16 protein-coding genes are annotated in these 17,654 nt (G+C 57.8%); 12 read left to right on the top strand and 4 right to left on the bottom strand.

Annotation, left to right across the window (positions count from 1 at the left end; genetic code table 11):
* Nucleotides 1-9: 9 nt before the first annotated feature.
* Together G449_RS0101695 and G449_RS15555 are read left to right on the top strand one after the other, a co-directional pair.
* Nucleotides 10-1,239 (top strand): hypothetical protein, encoded by a 1,230-nt coding sequence (locus G449_RS0101695; RefSeq protein ID WP_027180612.1) that lies wholly within the window; start codon nucleotides 10-12, stop codon nucleotides 1,237-1,239.
* An 11-nt stretch (nucleotides 1,240-1,250) separates the two neighbouring features.
* Nucleotides 1,251-2,897: an SEL1-like repeat protein gene (locus tag G449_RS15555; RefSeq protein WP_022657571.1), complete on the top strand. Its 1,647-nt coding sequence runs from the start codon at nucleotides 1,251-1,253 to the stop codon at nucleotides 2,895-2,897.
* A 27-nt stretch (nucleotides 2,898-2,924) separates the two neighbouring features.
* On the opposite strand, the gene G449_RS0101685 is transcribed toward G449_RS15555, so the two are convergent.
* Nucleotides 2,925-3,803, bottom strand: a complete 879-nt coding sequence (locus tag G449_RS0101685; protein ID WP_022657570.1) for a LysR substrate-binding domain-containing protein — start codon at nucleotides 3,801-3,803, stop codon at nucleotides 2,925-2,927.
* A gap of 103 nt (nucleotides 3,804-3,906) precedes the next feature.
* Between G449_RS0101685 and G449_RS0101680 the strand changes: the two genes are divergently transcribed.
* Nucleotides 3,907-4,890, top strand: a complete 984-nt coding sequence (locus G449_RS0101680) for a TDT family transporter (RefSeq protein WP_022657569.1) — start codon at nucleotides 3,907-3,909, stop codon at nucleotides 4,888-4,890.
* A 140-nt stretch (nucleotides 4,891-5,030) separates the two neighbouring features.
* A complete protein-coding gene (locus G449_RS0101675) occupies nucleotides 5,031-5,786 on the top strand; it encodes a sulfite exporter TauE/SafE family protein (protein WP_022657568.1) in 756 nt (251 codons plus the stop codon).
* A gap of 88 nt (nucleotides 5,787-5,874) precedes the next feature.
* On the opposite strand, the gene G449_RS0101670 is transcribed toward G449_RS0101675, so the two are convergent.
* Complete coding sequence (locus G449_RS0101670) at nucleotides 5,875-6,375, bottom strand: AbrB family transcriptional regulator (RefSeq protein WP_022657567.1); 501 nt, start codon at nucleotides 6,373-6,375, stop codon at nucleotides 5,875-5,877.
* Between the two features lie 319 nt (nucleotides 6,376-6,694).
* Here G449_RS0101670 and ggt point away from each other — a divergent pair, with 319 nt between their 5' ends.
* The 6 genes from ggt to G449_RS0101640 all read left to right on the top strand — a co-directional run bounded on the left by ggt (nucleotide 6,695) and on the right by G449_RS0101640 (nucleotide 14,325).
* Entirely contained in the window at nucleotides 6,695-8,359 is a 1,665-nt protein-coding gene (ggt, locus tag G449_RS0101665) for a gamma-glutamyltransferase (RefSeq protein WP_022657566.1), read from the top strand.
* Nucleotides 8,360-9,114: 755 nt separating this feature from the next.
* Nucleotides 9,115-10,284: an ABC transporter substrate-binding protein gene (locus G449_RS0101660; protein ID WP_034604807.1), complete on the top strand. Its 1,170-nt coding sequence runs from the start codon at nucleotides 9,115-9,117 to the stop codon at nucleotides 10,282-10,284.
* 378 nt (nucleotides 10,285-10,662) lie between these two features.
* On the top strand, nucleotides 10,663-11,577 hold the full coding sequence (locus G449_RS0101655) for a branched-chain amino acid ABC transporter permease (RefSeq protein ID WP_022657564.1): 915 nt from the start codon (nucleotides 10,663-10,665) through the stop codon (nucleotides 11,575-11,577).
* Nucleotides 11,578-11,590: 13 nt separating this feature from the next.
* Nucleotides 11,591-12,754 (top strand): branched-chain amino acid ABC transporter permease, encoded by a 1,164-nt coding sequence (locus G449_RS0101650; protein WP_022657563.1) that lies wholly within the window; start codon nucleotides 11,591-11,593, stop codon nucleotides 12,752-12,754.
* Between the two features lie 78 nt (nucleotides 12,755-12,832).
* Nucleotides 12,833-13,603 (top strand): ABC transporter ATP-binding protein, encoded by a 771-nt coding sequence (locus G449_RS0101645; protein ID WP_022657562.1) that lies wholly within the window; start codon nucleotides 12,833-12,835, stop codon nucleotides 13,601-13,603.
* Nucleotides 13,603-14,325 (top strand): ABC transporter ATP-binding protein, encoded by a 723-nt coding sequence (locus G449_RS0101640; protein WP_022657561.1) that lies wholly within the window; start codon nucleotides 13,603-13,605, stop codon nucleotides 14,323-14,325. The genes G449_RS0101645 and G449_RS0101640 overlap by 1 nt, the downstream gene beginning before the upstream one ends.
* An 83-nt stretch (nucleotides 14,326-14,408) precedes the next feature.
* Here the strand turns inward: G449_RS0101640 and G449_RS0101635 are convergent, their stop codons facing one another.
* Nucleotides 14,409-15,071, bottom strand: a complete 663-nt coding sequence (locus tag G449_RS0101635) for a flavodoxin family protein (RefSeq protein WP_022657560.1) — start codon at nucleotides 15,069-15,071, stop codon at nucleotides 14,409-14,411.
* A 119-nt stretch (nucleotides 15,072-15,190) separates the two neighbouring features.
* On the opposite strand from G449_RS0101635, the gene G449_RS15550 reads away from it, so the two are divergent.
* A complete protein-coding gene (locus G449_RS15550; RefSeq protein WP_022657559.1) occupies nucleotides 15,191-15,652 on the top strand; it encodes a winged helix-turn-helix transcriptional regulator in 462 nt (153 codons plus the stop codon).
* Here G449_RS15550 and G449_RS15545 read toward each other — a convergent pair.
* Entirely contained in the window at nucleotides 15,580-16,572 is a 993-nt protein-coding gene (locus G449_RS15545; RefSeq protein WP_022657558.1) for a DMT family transporter, read from the bottom strand. The two genes, G449_RS15550 and G449_RS15545, sit on opposite strands and share 73 nt — an antisense overlap.
* Before the next feature lie 139 nt (nucleotides 16,573-16,711).
* On the opposite strand from G449_RS15545, the gene G449_RS0101620 reads away from it, so the two are divergent.
* On the top strand, nucleotides 16,712-17,614 hold the full coding sequence (locus G449_RS0101620; RefSeq protein ID WP_022657557.1) for a LysR family transcriptional regulator: 903 nt from the start codon (nucleotides 16,712-16,714) through the stop codon (nucleotides 17,612-17,614).
* The last annotated feature ends 40 nt before the right edge of the window (nucleotides 17,615-17,654 follow it).

Below are 17,654 nucleotides of genomic sequence, written 5' to 3'. Positions count from 1 at the left end.
GTGAACGCCATGAACAACACAGAAACCGCCTTTTTGAAGCGTTATTTTCTCGTGCTGCTGGGCCTTGTCCTGGCGGGATGCCTGCTGGCCGTTCCCTATACCGCGTGGTGGCTGCACAGCAGCGGCGACGTAGCCGTGGAACGGGCCGTCAACGAACAGTCCAAGGGGAATTTTGCCGTGTTTGGATCCGGCGTTTCCCAGGATTTTGTGGACTACAAACTGCAACTCTATGCCAAGGTGAAGCCTGAAATCGCCGTCGTGGGTTCCTCGCGGGTCATGCAGTTCCGGGGCGCATACTTCCGCAAGCCCTTCCTCAATGTGGGCGGCACGGCGGGCAATCTGCCCGTGTTGCGCTCAACCATTGATGCCATGCTGCGCATCCACAAGCCGGATGCCATCATCATCGGGCTGGACTTCTGGTGGTTCATGCCGCAGTGGAATGCCGATCCTTTCAAGGAAGAACCGCCCACCAGCGGATCGTACAACTACGGTTTCGACAGCCTCAAGAAACCTTGGACATGGCTGCTTGAAGGCAAGATTTCGTTCAGGGACTTTATCGCCCCCATGTTGCCGCAGTCCATGGGCGGATTCCGCAACGTCCGTTACGGCATCATGGCCCAGCAGTACAACGACGGCTTTGGCTCTGACGGCTCCTGGTATTATACAGGTGAAAGCACCGGACAAAAGCGGCCCTTTGACTACCAGTTCGAGGACACCCTCAAGCAGGTACGCTACGGTACCAAGGCCTTTTTCCACGCCAAGCCGCTGGCTGACAGCCGCGACCCCGGCGGCATCAGCAGCGCCCATCTGGACGCCTTTGCAGAAATTTACTGCCGGCTCAAGGCCAGGGGCATTGCCACCTTTGTTTTCATTTCGCCCCTTTCTGTCCGTGTGCTTGACGCCATGCGCGAACGCGAGGCCGATTATCCGCACCTCTTCAAGCTGCGCGACGCCCTGCTTGCCCGTGGCATTGATGTTATGGAATTTACCGACCCGCGCACCTTTGCCTCTGGCGACTGCGAGTTCTTTGACGGTTTCCACGGCGGGGAAGTCACCTACGCGCGCATGCTGCGTGATATGGCCGACCGCTGGCCCGCCTTGCTGGCTTACGTGAATATGGATAGAATCAATGCCACCTTGCGCGACTGGCGCGGCTATGCTCTGGTGCCTGACGAGCGCCTCACAAGCCGCCCGGAAGTGGACTTTATGAATTTTAACTGCCCCAAACGTAAACCGTAAGGAACACCCGCATGTTTCTTCGATGGGGCGCGGTTTACAGCCGCGCCCATCTTATTTTAGCCATCCGGGCCGTATTCGTGTACAGCCTGTGCGTGTCCCTGGCGCTGCCGGGCGGCGCGGCCTTTGCCGCGTCAGATTCCGTTTTTGTTCAGGGAACTGGCGCGCCCAACGCTCAAATTGGCGGAAGCAATACGCCCAGCCCCAACGGCACGGGTGCCCAACCCTTCGGGGGCGGTACTTCGCCCACGCTCTCGCAGCGAATGCCAGCGGCGCCAATACAAACGCCCACGGTTCAGGTGCCTACCATACAGACACCCTCGGTGCAAACTCCAACCGTCGCAAGGCCATCCGTGCCCACGCCGCAGCAGGTCAACCCCCTGACCGCACCGGGAGCGCCCGCCCCGGCTCAGACCCAGCAACCGCAGACTCCTGCGGCACAGGGCGCATCTGCCCCCGCCGCTCCTGCCCAGCCCGCAAGCCCTGCCCTTGAAGCGCCCAAAAAGCCAGAAGCTCCAGTGAAGGAAAAGGGCTCAAAAAACCGCAGGGATAGAAAATCAAAAAAGGGCAAGAAGGAAGAGGCCGCCGAGCAGGAAAAAAACGCTCCGGCAGTGGAAAGCGCGCCCACCAAGGCGCCAGTGCCTGTTCCGCAAAGGACTTCGCCGCCCACGCAGGCGGAAGAAGCCGCAGCAGCCTACGCCAAGGGGGATTACGCCACAGCGGAAAGCATCTGGAGCAAACAGGCCGAAGCGGGCGATGGGCAGGCCATGAACAACCTTGGCGTACTCTACGACCTCGGGCAGGGGGTTGAGCCTGACCTGGGCCGCGCCCTGCACTGGTTTGCGGAGTCAGCCAAGACCGGGCACCCCTCCGGCATGAGCAACTACGGGCGCATGCTGGAGCAGGGACGCGGCATAGAGCCAAACCCCGCAGAAGCAGCGCGCTGGTTTGATCTGGCGGCGCGGCAGGGCCAGCCCGAGGCCCAGTATAATCTGGGCATGCTCTATGAGCTGGGGCGCGGGGTACAGCAGGATTTCACTGCGGCTGCGGCATGGTACAGCCGCGCAGCAGCGCAGCAGCAAACCGAGGCCCTGTTCCGCCTTGGGCATTTTTACCGCATCGGGCAGGGCGTGACCAAGAACCCCTCGCGGGCGGTGCTGCTGCTCTATGCAGCGGCCATGAACGGCGACTCCAACGCCATGAAAGAACTGGAAGATATGGCCCGCGCCGAACCTTCGCGCCCCGAGGCCGTTCTGTTTGGCCAGCGGCTCGACAATACCGACAGAAATTCCATGCGTGAAGCCCTGCGACAGTACGGAGCAACCGTTATCCGCGAGGATGACTCCTATATCTGCGACCTGTACGATGCCGCCAAGGTTGCCCCCGGCGCGCGCCAGATGGCGATCTGTTACGGCCCCGGAAACCCCGGCCCTCTTGGATTTCTTGAGCTGGATTACACCGCGCCGAACAATACGGTGGAGGGCATGATCCTCAAGATGGTCACTGACCGTTTTGGCAAGGCCTCCGCCGGAGAAGGTGATGATGCCCACCTCTGGAATCTGGGTTCTGTGGTGGTTGCCACGCGCTATGAACCTACGCGCGGGCAGTTGAGCCTCATATACATGGTTCCCCGCGTGTACCACCTGACGCGCCAGCGGTAGTTCGCATAGGGCGCTCTTTGCGCAGCGCTATCTGCTGAGCGGCGACCATGCCCGGCAAAAGCGGATAAACGAGTCCATGCCCGCAGAGTGGTATTTTGACTCATGCCAGCAAAGAGAAAACGTGCGTGAAAACGTCTGTGTCAGCCGGATTATTGAAAAACGGCTGCTGAAACCTGGCAGCTCGGCCATGAGCCGCGAAGCAAAGGTGATGCCCAGCCCCTGCTCCACCATGCCCAGCACCGCCTCGGTGGAGCTGAGGCTCAAGGCCACGGTATAGGGCGCAATGAGTGTGCCTAGGGTGTGCGCAAAAAACGCCCTCGTGCCGGAATCCGGCTCCCTCAGAATCCAGCGCTGGCCCGCCAGCTCTTCCGGCGCATGGGCCTTGCCGTCTGCCAGAGCATGCCCCTTGCATGCCACCACCGCCATTTCATCCTTCAGCCATTCTTCCGCCACCATGTCGGGCCGATGCTGCTCGCCCTCCAGCAGCACCACATCCAGAACATAACCTTCCACCAGTTCAAGCAGGCGGTTGGTGTTGGCTATCTGCGCCTTGGGCAGCCATCCGTGATCCTTTTCAAAATCGTGCATCAGTTGCGGCAGCAGATAGTTGCCAATGGTCTTGCTGGCCCCAATGCTCAAAAAGCAGGCCCCGCCAGCCTGAAATGTCCGCTCGATGGCCTCGGCCCTTTGCATCATTTCGTCCGCCAGCGGCCACAGGCGCGCCCCTTCATGATTCAGCCGCAAATGCGGGTGCACCCTGTCAAACAGACGCACGCCGAGGTGCCGCTCCAGTTCCTGCAAGGCCTGGGAAACCGCGCCCTTGGTCAGAAACACAGCCTCTGCGGCCTGTGTGAGGTTCTGAAACCGCGCCACAGCCAGAAAAACCTGCAATTGCTTGAGTGTCATATCAATGTTTAATTTTTTTATACGTTACGTTAAATTCATTTCGATTTTCTTAATGCACGATCCGTGGCAAACACGCAAGCAGACCATAACCGAGGATAGTTCCATGTTGCAAAGTGTTCGCAATTTCTTTCGCGCTGTTCCCACGCCCCTTGCGGGCTTGGCCCTTGGCATTGCCAGCCTGGGCATCGGGCTTGAAAAAAGCCTGCCGCTCCACAATTTTGCGCAGGTGCTTGGCGCGCTGACATCCATGACGCTGATCCTGCTGCTGGCAGGCAAATTTGCCATGAACCCAAGGCTGTTGCTCGAAGAACTGCGCCATCCCGTGCTTGGCAGCATTTTACCCACGACCTCAATGGCCCTGATGCTGCAATCCAAAAGCCTGAGCATTCTGGATGCGCGGGCGGCCCAGTGGCTCTGGCTGTTTGCCGTGGCCCTGCACCTCTGCCTTTTGCTGGCCTTTGTGGCCTTCCGGGCACGGCAGTTCAGCCTGCACCACATGCTGCCAAGCTGGTTTGTACCCTTTGTGGGTATCAGCGTGGCGGCCATGACGGTTCCCGGCCCGGCCTATTGCCAGCTTGCCTACGGGCTGATGGTTTTTGGCATGGTCAATTATGCGGCCCTGCTGCCTGTCATGTTGTACCGGCTCATATTTTCCCGAGAAATCGAGGATGCGTCCAAGCCCACCATCGCGGTGCTTGCCGCTCCTGCCAGCCTCTCGCTGGTGGCCTATCTGAGCCTTGAGCCAACCCCCTCCCTGCTCTTGTGCAGCCTGTTGCTCGGGGTGGCGGTGCTGATGACCAGCATTATCTATGTGGCCTTTTTCAAGCTGCTGCGTTTGCCCTTCAGCCCCGGCTTTGCGGCCTACACCTTCCCCATGGCGGTGGGGGCAACAGCGCTGTACAAGGTTTCCGAACTGCTGGCCGCGTACCCGGCAACGCTGGAGTACGCCCTGCAACTCAAGGTGCTGGCAGTGCTGGAAATGATTGTCGCCACCATGGTTGTAGCCTATGTGTGCTGGCGCTACCTGATCTTTTACGTTCGGGCCTGGGATACGCTGCTGCGCGCGCAAAGGGCGGCGCACGCCTGACCCGCCGGGTGGGGAGAAATACCCTTGCGCGCCGCATCCCATAGAGCTAGCCTGCCAGAACTGCGCGGCGATTTCTGCCGCTGCATGTAATTGCTCAACTTTACGCCGCCTGTGGAGGCGGCCCGCGCAGCAGGTGATCTATGCTTGTTTTTGCCGCCATGCTTTTGTTGGGAATATTGCTGGGCTTTGTGGGCGCTGGCGGCGCTGGGGTTATGATCACCATGCTCAGCGTGGGCTTTGACATCCCCATGCAGGTCGCCCTTGGCACCTCGCTCGCGGCCATGGCTTTTACGTCCCTCTCCGGCTCCGTCAGCCACTTTCGCGAGGGCAATGTAAACCGCAGGCTGGGCTTGCTGCTAGGCGCGTTCGGCGCCGCCGGGGCCTTCTGCGGCGCGCATATCTCGTCCGGGCTTGCCTCAGCCACGCTCAAGCCGTTGACTGGCGTGGTGCTTATGCTCTCGGCCTTCCTCATTTATCTGCGGGTTTTTCACCCGGCCAATCCGCTGTTCAGCTTTCGTTTCACCAGTACCCGAGGCGTGAAGTTCTGGCTGCTGACAGGCATGGTGGGCGTGTTCAACGGTCTTGTTTCCGGGGCCTGCGGCGTGGGGGCAACCCCCTTTATCCAGATGACCCTGCTGATTATCTTCAATGTGCCGCTCTATCAGACAGTAGGCACAACCATGCTGGTCATTCTGCCCATCGCAGCCTTTGGCAGCCTGGGTTTTCTCGCCGCCGGGCATCTGGATCTTGTGCTGTTCCTGCAGGTTCTGGCTGGTCAGGTCATCGGCGCGTATGTGGGCGCAAAATTTACCCGCATGGCTCCGCAATTGCTGCTCAAAGGCTGCATGGTCGCGCTGCCGGGGCTGGGCGGTCTGATCCTGCTGCTTGCCCGCTAAAAAGCCTCCGGCGGAATCCGACGGAGGCTCAATGTCGATGTCGGTCGGCGGCCCCCATGCGCAGGGGCGGATGCCGAGCCTTGACCGATTACTTCACTAAACAAGACAGCATCTTGGCCACAATGGGCGAGAGCAGCACAATGGCATAGATGCGCACCAGATGGTACACCATCACCATGGGGGCTTCTGCCCCTGTGCCGCCGGAAAGTGCCACCACAGCGTTGAATCCACCGGGGCTGGTCGCCAGATACGCTCCGCCTACAGAAAGCCCGCCCCAGCGCACGGCAATCCAGGTGCACAAAAGCCCCGCCATCAAAATAATGCCTGTTGAAAGCAGCATCATGGGCCAGGTGTCGCGCACGGCGTCCAGCATGCCGGGATTATACATGTTGCCCACAAGCACACCCACGCACCCGTAAACAATAAAGCGCACCCAGTGCGCCATGTCGGGCGAGGTAATGGAACCGCAGCTTTTGAAAATCACCACGGCGATCATGGCCCCGGTCATGGCCCCGCCGGGCAGATGAAAACGGTCAAAAACAAAGCTTCCTGCAAGCCCCACGGCAAACAGCATTATTGTTGTGCCCATATCGTGTCCTTCGCGCCGCGCAGAGCGCGGCTGCCTGCTGATCTGTAGCCGCACCTGCGCGGCGTCCGACCTGCTTACGCCCTTTTTTGCCCCCCCTCAATGAGGCTGGCACTGCATACCCCGCCCGGTTTTGAGCAAAATCTGTCCCCTGGTTATCATCTGCTGGCAGGGATACAGCATCGGTTTGACGTGCCGCGCCCCCGCCGCTAGTCTGCTGCAAGGCCAAGGATTATCCCACTGCATGCCATGGGGGCTTCAAAAATTTGTTCCCTGCTGGCGGCACCCATGCGGCACCTAGCCACCCCACACAGGAAGCATCATGAATTTTGCATCCAGCCCCTATGCGGAAACGGAATCCCAGCGGTTTGACCCCATGACCACGCGGGGAATGGTTACATCTCCTCACTACCTTGCCACACAGGCTGGTGTGGATATTCTGCGCAAGGGCGGCACTGCCCTCGACGCCGCCGTGGCCGTGGCCTCAGTGCTGGCGGTTGTGTACCCGCAGATGTGCAGCATCGGCGGCGACAACTTCTGGCTGGCGCACGAGGCGGCAACTGGCGCGCTGCACGGCATCAACGCCTGTGGGCGATCTGGCGAAAATGTCACGCGGGATTTTTTTGCGCAAAAGGGCCTTTCGTCCATTCCCCTGCGCGGGCCGCTGGCTGCCTGCACTGTGCCCGGTGTGGTTTCGGGTTGGGATGCCGCCCATACGCTCAGCCGCTCATGGGGCAGCCCTCTTGCTCTTGGCGACCTGCTGCAAGAGGCCATCAGCCTCGCGGCAGAAGGATTTGCCGTAACGCCCTCCCTGGCCCACTGGCTGCATGAGGACTGCAAGCCTGACCCCACGGGCTATCGGCAATTGCAGCGGTTTTCCGGCTTTGCCCGCACGTTTTTGCCCGATGGCACCCCACCGCAAACAGGGGCTGTGCTGCGCCTGCCCGACCTTGCCGCGACCCTTGACCTTATCGCCCGCGAGGGCGCGCGTGTATTTTATGAAGGCGAACTGGCCGACCGCCTGACCGGCTGGCTTGCAAGCAACGGCGGTCTGCTCACAGCGCGGGATTTCGCCGCACATCAGGCAGAAATCGTCACGCCCCTGCGTGTGCGCTACCGGGGCCTTGAGTGCTGCAACCTGCCGCCCAATACCCAGGGGCTGGCTTCGCTCTCCATACTCAACATCCTTGAACATCTGGATATCCAAGGCATGGGCGAAGGCAGCGCCGAATACCTGCATGCCATAGTCGAAGCCACCAAGCTGGCCTTCGCCGATCGCGATGCCCACGTGACTGATCCCGACTTTGCCGACATACCTGTAGATTATCTACTGTCTCAGGAGCATGGGCGCGAGCTTGCCAACCGCATTGACCCTGTCCGCGCCCTCAACCATGCGGCCCCCCTGGAACCCAAGGGCGACACTTGCTGGTTCGGCGTGGTGGACGCTCAGGGCAACGCCGTTTCTGCCATCCAGAGTATTTTTCATGACTTTGGCGCGGGCCTGGTAGCAGGCGACACGGGCATCCTGCTGCAAAACCGTGGCAGCTTTTTTTCACTCAATCCCACCCATATTAACAGGCTCGAACCGCGCAAGCGCACCATGCATACGCTCAATCCGCCCATGCTGCGCATGAACGGCAAGCCCTGGCTGGTTTACGGCACCATGGGCGGCGAGGGGCAGCCTCAGACGCAGGCGGCCATAGTCACCAGAATGGTAGATTTTGGCCTGAGTCCGCACGATGCCGTGGCCGCACCGCGCTGGCTTTATGGCCGAAGCTGGGGCCTGCCGGTAAACAACCTCCGGCTCGAAGGCCGCTTCAGCCCGCAATTGGCCGAAACCCTGACGAAACAGGGGCACTCGGTTGAACGCATTGCAGACTTTAGCGATCTGATGGGCCATGCCGGAGCCATTCTTTGTGATCAGCAGTCCGGGATGCTGTTTGGAGCAACCGACCCGCGCAGCGACGGGCTGGCTGCTGGTTATTGACCCAGGCAATGCAGTCAATCTTTTTCTGTGGCTTTTGCCGCTGAATCGTGCTTATATACCGCAGGTTTTTTAAACCAGTCGCGCTGCTTTGTCTGGCTTGACTCCACGCGAAAGCAGCGCAGGAAGCGTAGCTGGCGGCAGTGCTGCGAGCAGGGGTTCCTCAGGTTCCAGCAGAGGCGCGAACGCAAGGTCTACCAGTTCGTAGGATATGATAACAAGCTCAAATAATTTTATATTTTTTGATTTTCCAGGGGCGATGCAGATAATACGGGCACAACACCCCCGTAAAATCGACCGAAAAGTATTTTTTCCTTAAAAACAATTTTGCCTTAATAAACATATATTTAGTTATTCAGGCGATATACTTTTCTTGCCGCCAAACTGGTGCTCACTGCCAGAAACCCCGCTGGGCTGTAATGCAGCCAGACGAACAATTCAAAAAAGTTTTTTTTAATTCAGCACATTATAGCAATACCCCATAAAAGAACCTAGCCGGTTCCTCCGGCTTGGTATCATATTTGACTTGCGATACCACATATGCGACAAGGTTCATGCTCGTGCTATCGCTTTATTTTTTCACTGTTTTGTCGTGCTGGCGCGCAAGGAACTACCAAAATGTATTTTTTGTGCAGCTAAATTTTACAAATTGTGTTCATTCCCAATAACTTAGCAAAACGGAATATTTTTTGCTTTGTTCAGCCTTACCGTATTTTTGGTACACCCCTGTAACTACGCATAAAACTCGGGAGGCCTTCATGAATTTGCTGAAAGTAGCGTCAGTTTGCGCCCTGTCTCTCTTTGTGGGGCAAGCGGCCATGGCCGCAGAAGCTCCGATCAAAATCGGGTTCCCCATCCCGCTTACTGGTGAGATCCCCAAGGTGGGCGAAGGAACCAAGTATGCGGCTGAAATGCTGAAAGAAGAGATCAATGGCAAGGGCGGACTGAAAGTGGGTGACAAGATGTACCCGCTTGAATTCATTTATGAAGACAATGAATCCAAACCCGAGTCTGCCGTCAACGTGACCCTGAAGCTCATCGAGCGCGACAAGGTCATGGCCATTGTCGGCCCCCAGTCTTCGCGTCAGGCCGTGCCTGCGGGCGCTGTTGCCAATGACGAACAGGTACCCATGATCACCCCCTGGTCCACCAACCCCGATGCCACCAAGGACCGCCCCTGGGTGTTCCGCGGGGCCTTCCTTGACCCCTTCCAGGCTCCTGTGGCCGTGGACTTCACCACCAAGAAGTTCAACGCCAAAAAGGCCGCAGTCCTGTTTGAAGTATCCAACGACTATTCCAAGGGCCTTGCAGACAACTTCAAGGAATCCTTTGAAAAAACCCACGGCAAAGGTTCTGTGGTGGCCATGGAATCGCATGGTCCCAAAGACCAGGATTTCTCTGCCCAGCTGACCAAAATCATCGCCGCCAAGCCCGATTTCATCTTTGTGCCTGAAAACTACAGCTTTGCGGCCCTTATTGTGCCTCAGGCCCGTGACCTCGGCTACAAGGGCCCCTTCATGGGTTCCGATGCCTGGGGTTCCGCCGAGCTTTTCAACCTTTGCGGCAAGGACTGTGTGGACCAGTTTTTCTCCACCCACTACACCGCCGAGGGCGCGACCGGCAAAACCAAGGAATTCATCGACAAGTACAAGGCCAAGTACGGCTATGTGCCTGACGACGTTGCCGCTCTGACCTGGGACTCCATCAACATCGTGCTTCAGGCCATTCAGAAGAACGGCAAGATTGATCCGGACCTCAAGAAAGAACGCAAGATCATTCGCGACAACATGGCTGGCATGGCCAACTTTGACGGCATCACCGGCAGCATGAAGTTTGACGAAAACCGCGACCCCATCAAATGCGCGGTTATCGTGCGCGTGACGGAAACCGGCGCGTTCGCTTTTGTGGAATCTGTCTGCCCCAAATAGCAGACATCAGCAGGTAATTGGCACTGCCGCGCGGCCCAACCCACAGGGGGCCGCGCGGCGGCAAAAAGCTCCAATGTGAATGGGAAGCTGCGCCTCCGAACGGATCAATATTTTTTGCTTCTGGCAACGTCCCATTGCGAATCAGGAATGATTTTTTGCGTTTTTTGGGCATAAAAGCATGTAGAGGCAAGGCCTGCCTTGCGACGCTGGCGTAAGCCACCCGCACCCACCCTTGGGACAACAGTTCTTTCGCCTGAACGGGCGGTTCAGGGGCCGCGTACGCGCACTGCCGCTCAAAATTCGGGGCTTGACCACGATTTGAAAAAAACTGCGCCACAGAATTCGCACACTGTAACCATCAGCATTTTTGGGTAGCCTATGGACTTTCTGCTGCAACAGACCCTCAACGCCTTGCAATGGGGCAGCTTTTACGCCCTCATCGCCTTGGGCTACACCTTGGTTTACGGGGTGCTGCGCCTCATCAACTTCGCCCACGGCGATATTTTTATGGTTGGGGCCTACATTTCATTTTTTGTGGCCACATATCTGGTTTCTTCCGACGGGCTTGGCCTTTCGAAGCCACTGACGCTGGGTCTGACCATTGTTCTGACAATGGGACTCACAGCCATTGTGGGTGTTACGCTTGAGCGCATTGCCTATCGGCCTCTGCGCCGCAAGGGCGCGCACAGGCTCTATGTGGTCATTACCGCACTGATGTGCGGCCTTATTCTTGAAAACGGCAACCTTGCTCTGCTTGGGGCAACCAAGCGCAAGCTGCCCGAGCTTATCGACAAAACCGTATATTCCATCGGGCCGCTGGTCATCACCAACCTGAAAGTATGGGTTATTGTAGCAGCGGTGCTGGTGTTTCTGTTCTTGCAGACCATTGTCACGCGCACCAAGGTGGGCATGGCCATGCGCGCTGTTTCCTGGGATCGCTTTGCCCTGCCGCTCATGGGCATACCGCTCGACAGCGTCATTGTGGTCACCTTTGTTCTTGGCTCGGGCATTGCCGGGCTTGGCGGCATGCTATTTGCCATGTGCTACCCCAACCTTGAGCCATACATGGGCGCCATGATCGGCTGGAAGGCCTTTATCGCGGCGGTTGTGGGCGGCATTGGCGACATACGCGGCGCATTTGTGGGCGGCTTTATGTTGGCATTTGTAGAAATCATGGTGGTAGCCTTTTTGCCGTCCACCTACATGGATCTGTTTTCCTTCACCATCCTGCTGCTCATCCTGTGGGTGCGGCCCACGGGCATTTTCGGCATGCCGCAAACGACCAAAATCTAGCCGGAGTGTCTGAATGCTGCCTCTTTTTGTACAAACGGTTCTTGTAATACTGGGCGTGCTCTGCTTCGGCTATGCCATCAAACGGGCTGTCAAACAGAAGAAGATAGACTGTCTTCTGTTCCTGATCGGCGGGCTGGTGCTTGTTTTTGCCGAATACTTTTCATGGATTGACGGCTACTGGCTTTCGGTCATCAAGTTCATGGGCCTCAACATTATTTTTGCCACCAGCCTGAACCTTGTGAACGGCTACATGGGCGAATTTTCCTGTGGTCATGCGGGCTTTATGTGCGTGGGGGCCTATGTGGGCGGGCTTATCTCCATCATTCTGTTCACCAAGAACAAAATGCTCGGAGCTCCCCTGCTGCCGCCAGAACTTGCCCCCCTGCTCTTTCCCCTGGTGCTTGCCGCAGCAGGCGGCGTGGCGGCCCTCTTTGGCCTGCTGGTGGCCCTGCCTTCGTTCAAAACCCGTGACGACTATCTGGCAATCATCACTATTGCGGCCAACTACATCATCATCTCGCTTATTATCAATATCGACTTTGTGGGCGGCCCGCGCGGCCTTACAGGCATGCGCGGCGTGGTGCGCGCCATGGAGAACGTGGCCGACATCCCCTGGATGATGATCTGGATGCTCCTTGGAGTGATGATCACCACCATGATGTTGTACCGTCTGGTAAACAGCACTCTGGGCAAAGGCATACCTGCGGTGTGCCAGAACGAAGTTGCCGCAGAGATCATGAGCGTCAACACCAAGAAGGTGAAGCTCGTGGCCTTTATGGTATCTGCGGGCATTGCCGGGGTGGCGGGCGCGCTTTACGCGCACATGTTCAGCTCCATCTACGCCAACAGCTTTGGCATCATGAAGTCCACCGAGGCCATGGTCATGGTGTATCTGGGCGGCATGGGTTCGCTTTCCGGCTCGGTGCTGGCCGCCGTAATGTTTACCCTGCTGATCGAGCTTTTGCGCTTTGCCCTGCCGGCCATGAGCGATCTGGCCCACATGCTGCCCTTTGTGCCCAATTCGTTCAACATCAGCCAGGAATGGAAGTGGGTCATCATCCCGCTGATCCTCATTCTGCTCATGCAGTTCAGGCCCGAGGGCCTCTTGGGCAACAGGGAACTGACCGATGTGTTCCCCAAACTGAAACGGCTGGTAAGCTTCGGCAAGCGCAACTAAAGCAATTGCTGGCCCCAGGGCGGCGCGTCCTGAAAGCGCCATTGATGCAGATACAACCAGAACGAGTGGGGGCTGACCTTGGCACTGCTTGAAATGAAAGAAGTCACGCAACGCTTCGGCGGGCTGATTGCGTTAACGGATTTTTCCATCGCCGTGGAAGACCACAGCCTTGTGGGCCTTATCGGCCCCAACGGCGCTGGCAAAACAACGGTGTTCAATCTGGCCTCCGGCTTTTATCACGCCACTGAGGGGCAGATTGTCTTTAACGGCCATACATACGATACACGCCTTGAGCCGCATCAGGTTACGGCCATGGGCATGGCCCGCACCTTTCAGAACATCCGCCTGTGGAACGACATGACGGTGCTCGACAACATCTGCGTGTCGCAATACCATCGGCTGGGATACGGGCTGCTTGACGTGTGGCTCTGCAACGAGCGCTACAGCCGCGAAGAAAAACGCGTTCGGCAAAAGGCCTCAAAAATTCTTGAAATCATGGAACTGGCCGATGTGGCCAATGAATTTCCCAAAAACCTGCCCTACGGCCTGCAGCGCCGGGTGGAGCTGGCCCGCGCCCTTTCCACAGACCCCAAGCTACTGCTGCTTGATGAACCCGCCGCTGGCCTGAACTCCTCGGACGTGGACGGCCTCATCAAGCACATCCGTTGGATCTTTGACGAATTCAAAATCGCCATCTGGATGATCGAGCACCAGATGAAGGTTGTCATGTCGCTTTGTCAGCACATTACCGTGGTGGAATTCGGCAAGACCATTGCCAAGGGCACGCCGCAGGAAATTCAGTCCAACCCCGATGTCATCAAGGCCTACTTGGGCGACGAGAACGTGTGATGCTACTGGAAGTTGAAAATCTCTACGCCGGCTATGGCAAGATTGAAGCCCTTCACGGCATTTCTTTTCACGTGAACAAGGGCGAAATAGTCACCCTCATCGGGGCCAACGGCGCTGGCAAATCCACCACGCTCAAGGCCGTCATGCGCCTCACGCCGCCGGAATCCCCCACTGTCATCAGCGGCGACATCCGCTTTAACGGCGAATCCATATTGAAAACAGAGCCGCACCATGTGGTTGCCCGCCTCAAGATGGATCTTGTGCCCGAAGGCCGCCACATTTTCGGCAACCTCACGGTGAATGAAAATCTCAAGCTGGCTACCTGGACGCGCAAGGACAACAACATCCAGCGGGATGTGGACAAGGTTTTTGAGCTTTTTCCGCGCCTTAAAGAACGCATGCACCAGCGCAGCGACACGCTCTCTGGCGGCGAACAGCAAATGCTGGCCGTGGGCCGCGCGCTTATGACCAACTGCTCGGTGCTGCTGCTGGACGAACCCTCCATGGGCCTTTCGCCTCTGCTGATGTACGACATGTTCCGCACCTTCAAACAACTCAACAGCGAAGGTCTGACCGTTGTGGTTGTGGAGCAGAACGCCCGTCTGGCGCTTCAAGTGGCGGATCGCGGCTATGTGCTCGACACGGGCAGTATCGTGGCGGAAGGTTCCGCCGCCCATCTGGCCGACACGCCGGAAATCAAGGCAGCCTATCTGGGTACATAATCCCCGCTGGCGCAACTATCAGTAATGACAAAGCCCCCGTTGAAAAACGGGGGCTTTGCGTTTTGCCGTGGGCAGTCCGAAAGTTATCTGGCAGCTGCAACCATTGCAGCGCCTATGCGGCGGGCCTGCTCCAGATCTTGCGGAAAATGCGCGTCGCGATAAGCGGCTTTTTCCGGCTCGGAGAACCGTTCGCACTTGTACTTGCTATAGTCGTCAAACTGGTAGGTATTGTGCACATGCTGCACTTGCGGCTCGCCAAAAAGACGGCCCACAAAGGTTTCCATCCCCTTGAGGTTCTGGAGGTAACCGTACTGCTCCATTTCTTCGCTGCTCACGTTCATGGCGTAAATAAAGGCCGTGGGCATGCGCTTGGGAGCAAGCGAACTGTAGTCCTTGTCGTACACGAAAAAGGGAAACATCAGGCGCTCAAGAAAGCTGCGCATCATGCCCGTGACATTGCCAAAATAAATGGGGCTGCCAAATATAAGCCCGTCCGCCTGCGAGAGCTTTTCCAGCACCGGGGCCAGATCATCCTTGACTGCGCAATGCCCGTAGCTCTTGCCGCCCACCCTTTTGCACGAAAAACAGCTCACGCAACCTTTGTAGTTGAGATCATGCAGGTGGATCATCTCGGTTTCTACGGTTTCGCTACAGGGTGCGGCTGCCGCGCCGTCCAGAGCCGCCTGAAGCAACTTGGCGGTATTGAACTTCTTTCGAGGGCCACCGTTTATGGCGTAAATTTTCATTATATCCTCCTATGGGAATTGGTTGATGGCATGGGACTTCTTGACCACCATGTATACCTGCTCTAAAACTATTTTCGCAAGTACGCATTTTTTTCTTCCCTACTTTCAGCGAGCATACCATGACAAAATCTCTTTCACGCGCCACCAGCGGCCTGTATGATGACAAGACTGAATGCCCCATCCTGCACGTTTTCAGGTGCATTGGCGGCAAGTGGAAGTTGCCCGTTCTGTGGCACCTGGCCGAAAAAGACACCATGCGCTACAACGAACTGAAACGCAGCGTGCGGGGCGTCACCAATATGATGCTCACCAAATGCCTGCGCGAGCTGGAAGATTTTGGCCTTGTTCACCGCAGGCAGTACAACGAAATTCCGCCAAAGGTTGAATATTCGCTCACAGAGCGCGGCAAAAAACTACTCCCGGCGCTAGAGGCGCTGTACGCCTGGGGCCGGGAGCATCTGGACTTTGTCGTAAAATCGGGAAAGGCGGAAACAGAAGATTGCGGCTGTCAGCTCCCCGCCTGCCCGGATAGTTTGGCGGACGGTTCGGCGGCTATTTCTAAGGGCGGCTCAGCAGCCTGAGTGCATCCGGCTCCGCTGCGGCAGTTTTCCACCACAATGCCGGTGATAATCAGCGCACCGCCCAGCAGCGTCGCCAGGGTCATCTGTTCACCCAGCATGGCCGCGCCAAGCAGCACCGCCGCCAGAGGATTGAGCGCAATAAATACGCCAGCGCGCGCAACGCCAATTTTCTGGATGCCGTCATAATACCAGATATAGGCCACGGCGGAGCCAACTATGCCCAGATAGAACAGGCTGAGCATCTCACCGGTGCTAAAACGCGGCACAGCGGCAAAATCCAGCGCCCCCGTGCAGACGGTATAGGCCGCAAGCATGAGGGTTCCGGCATAGATGGAATACGTAACCGTGTGCAACGGCCCAAGCTGCCGCACTACAGATTTGCAAAACACGCTGTAGGCGCTCCAGCTCAGCACGCAGCCTCCTATAAGCGCCTCGCCCAGCCAGCCGCTGCCGCCACCCCCCGCCCGATGGGGATCGCCACCGCCGACCACCAGAGCCACGCCGCCGAAACACAGGGCAATGCCAAGCATTTTCAGCGCACTCACGCGCTCATGGTAAAAAAGATAGGCGATAAGGGCCATGACCGCCGGGTTCAAAGCCACAATCAGCGCCGCGCGCGAAGCGCTGATATGCTGCAACCCGCTGAAAAAGAAAAAACTGTACGAAAATATGCCGCAAAACCCCAGCAGGGTCACCACCAAGGCCTGCCCCACCGTCACACGGCGAAAGCCTTCGCCAGAAAACACAAGAAACAGACTCAGCGCCGCCGAGGCCAGCAAAAAACGCAGGCAGGCCGAGAACATGGGCGCAACGCCAGCCAGGCTTCTGCCCGCAATGAAAGTCCCGCCCCAGGCCACGGCCACAAGGGCCAGCCGCACGTATACGGCGGAGTCCCCCGCGCGTTCTTTTGCAACACTCATTTCAATCCCTGACTTTACTGAAATTCTGCGACCAAAGGCCTTGCACAGACCGCACCCATTGCAGCCGCAAGCTGAAGGGCATACATTTACGTGCATGTTTATTCATAGAGAAATGAGCAATAACTCATGGTAAATCGCAATGACGCTGACCCAGCTTGAAATATTCTCCACTGTTGCCGCGCGCCGTGGCTTCACTGCCGCAGCCCTGCAACTGGGCATTTCGCAATCTGGCGTGTCCCACGCCATTGAAGCGCTTGAGCAGGAATTTGGCGTAACGCTGCTGCGGCGCGGCAAGAATCTGGAGCTTACAGATGTGGGCACTCGTCTGCTGCGCCAGGCTCAGGCCATGCTTGGGCTGGCGGAATCCATGCGGCAGGAGGCTTCGGACGCTCGCGGCATGAAGCGCGGCACGTTGCGCATCGGTTCTTTTGGCCCCACGGCCTCGCTGCGCCTGCTGCCCCCGGTGCTTGAAAAATACTGCGCGGTTTACCCCGGCATTGAAATTCACGTGGATGAAGGCCCTGACGGTGAGGTGGCCCAATGGCTCACAGACCACCGCGTGGACATTGGTTTTGTGACCCTGCCGGATGACCGGTTTGACACCTTTCCCCTCATGGAAGACCAGCTGGTAGCCCTGCTGCCTCTGGCGCACCCGCTGGCGAAAAAAAACGCCGTCACCCTTGAGGAACTTTGCGCCAGCCCCTTTGCCATGACCAGAGCCGGGTCTGAAGACATTATCGGCGGCCTGTTCCGAGCATTGCGTCTGCATCCAAATATCCGTTGGCGCTCGTTGCAGCTTGTGAGCACCATCGCCGCCGTGGCTCGGGGCGAGGCCGTGAGCATTGTGGCGGAATCCGCCCTGCCGCCAGATAAAGCACAGAGCTACGTCAAAAAGCCCCTCCGTCCTGCGGCCCGGCGGCAGGTGGCCCTGGCAGCGCCGGACGCGCGCCGCATGTCGCCCGCAGCGCGGGAGTTCATCCGCATGGCGCAGGAGGTTTTTCCGCATCCCGCGCAATCAGCTGCAAGGCCGACAAAACGATAAAATTGCCTGTTACATGACAAAAGGTATAGACTGCATCAAA

The organism is Desulfovibrio desulfuricans DSM 642 (assembly GCF_000420465.1).
In the GTDB taxonomy this organism is placed as follows: domain Bacteria; phylum Desulfobacterota; class Desulfovibrionia; order Desulfovibrionales; family Desulfovibrionaceae; genus Desulfovibrio; species Desulfovibrio desulfuricans.
This window is presented reverse-complemented; position numbering and strand designations above follow the sequence as displayed.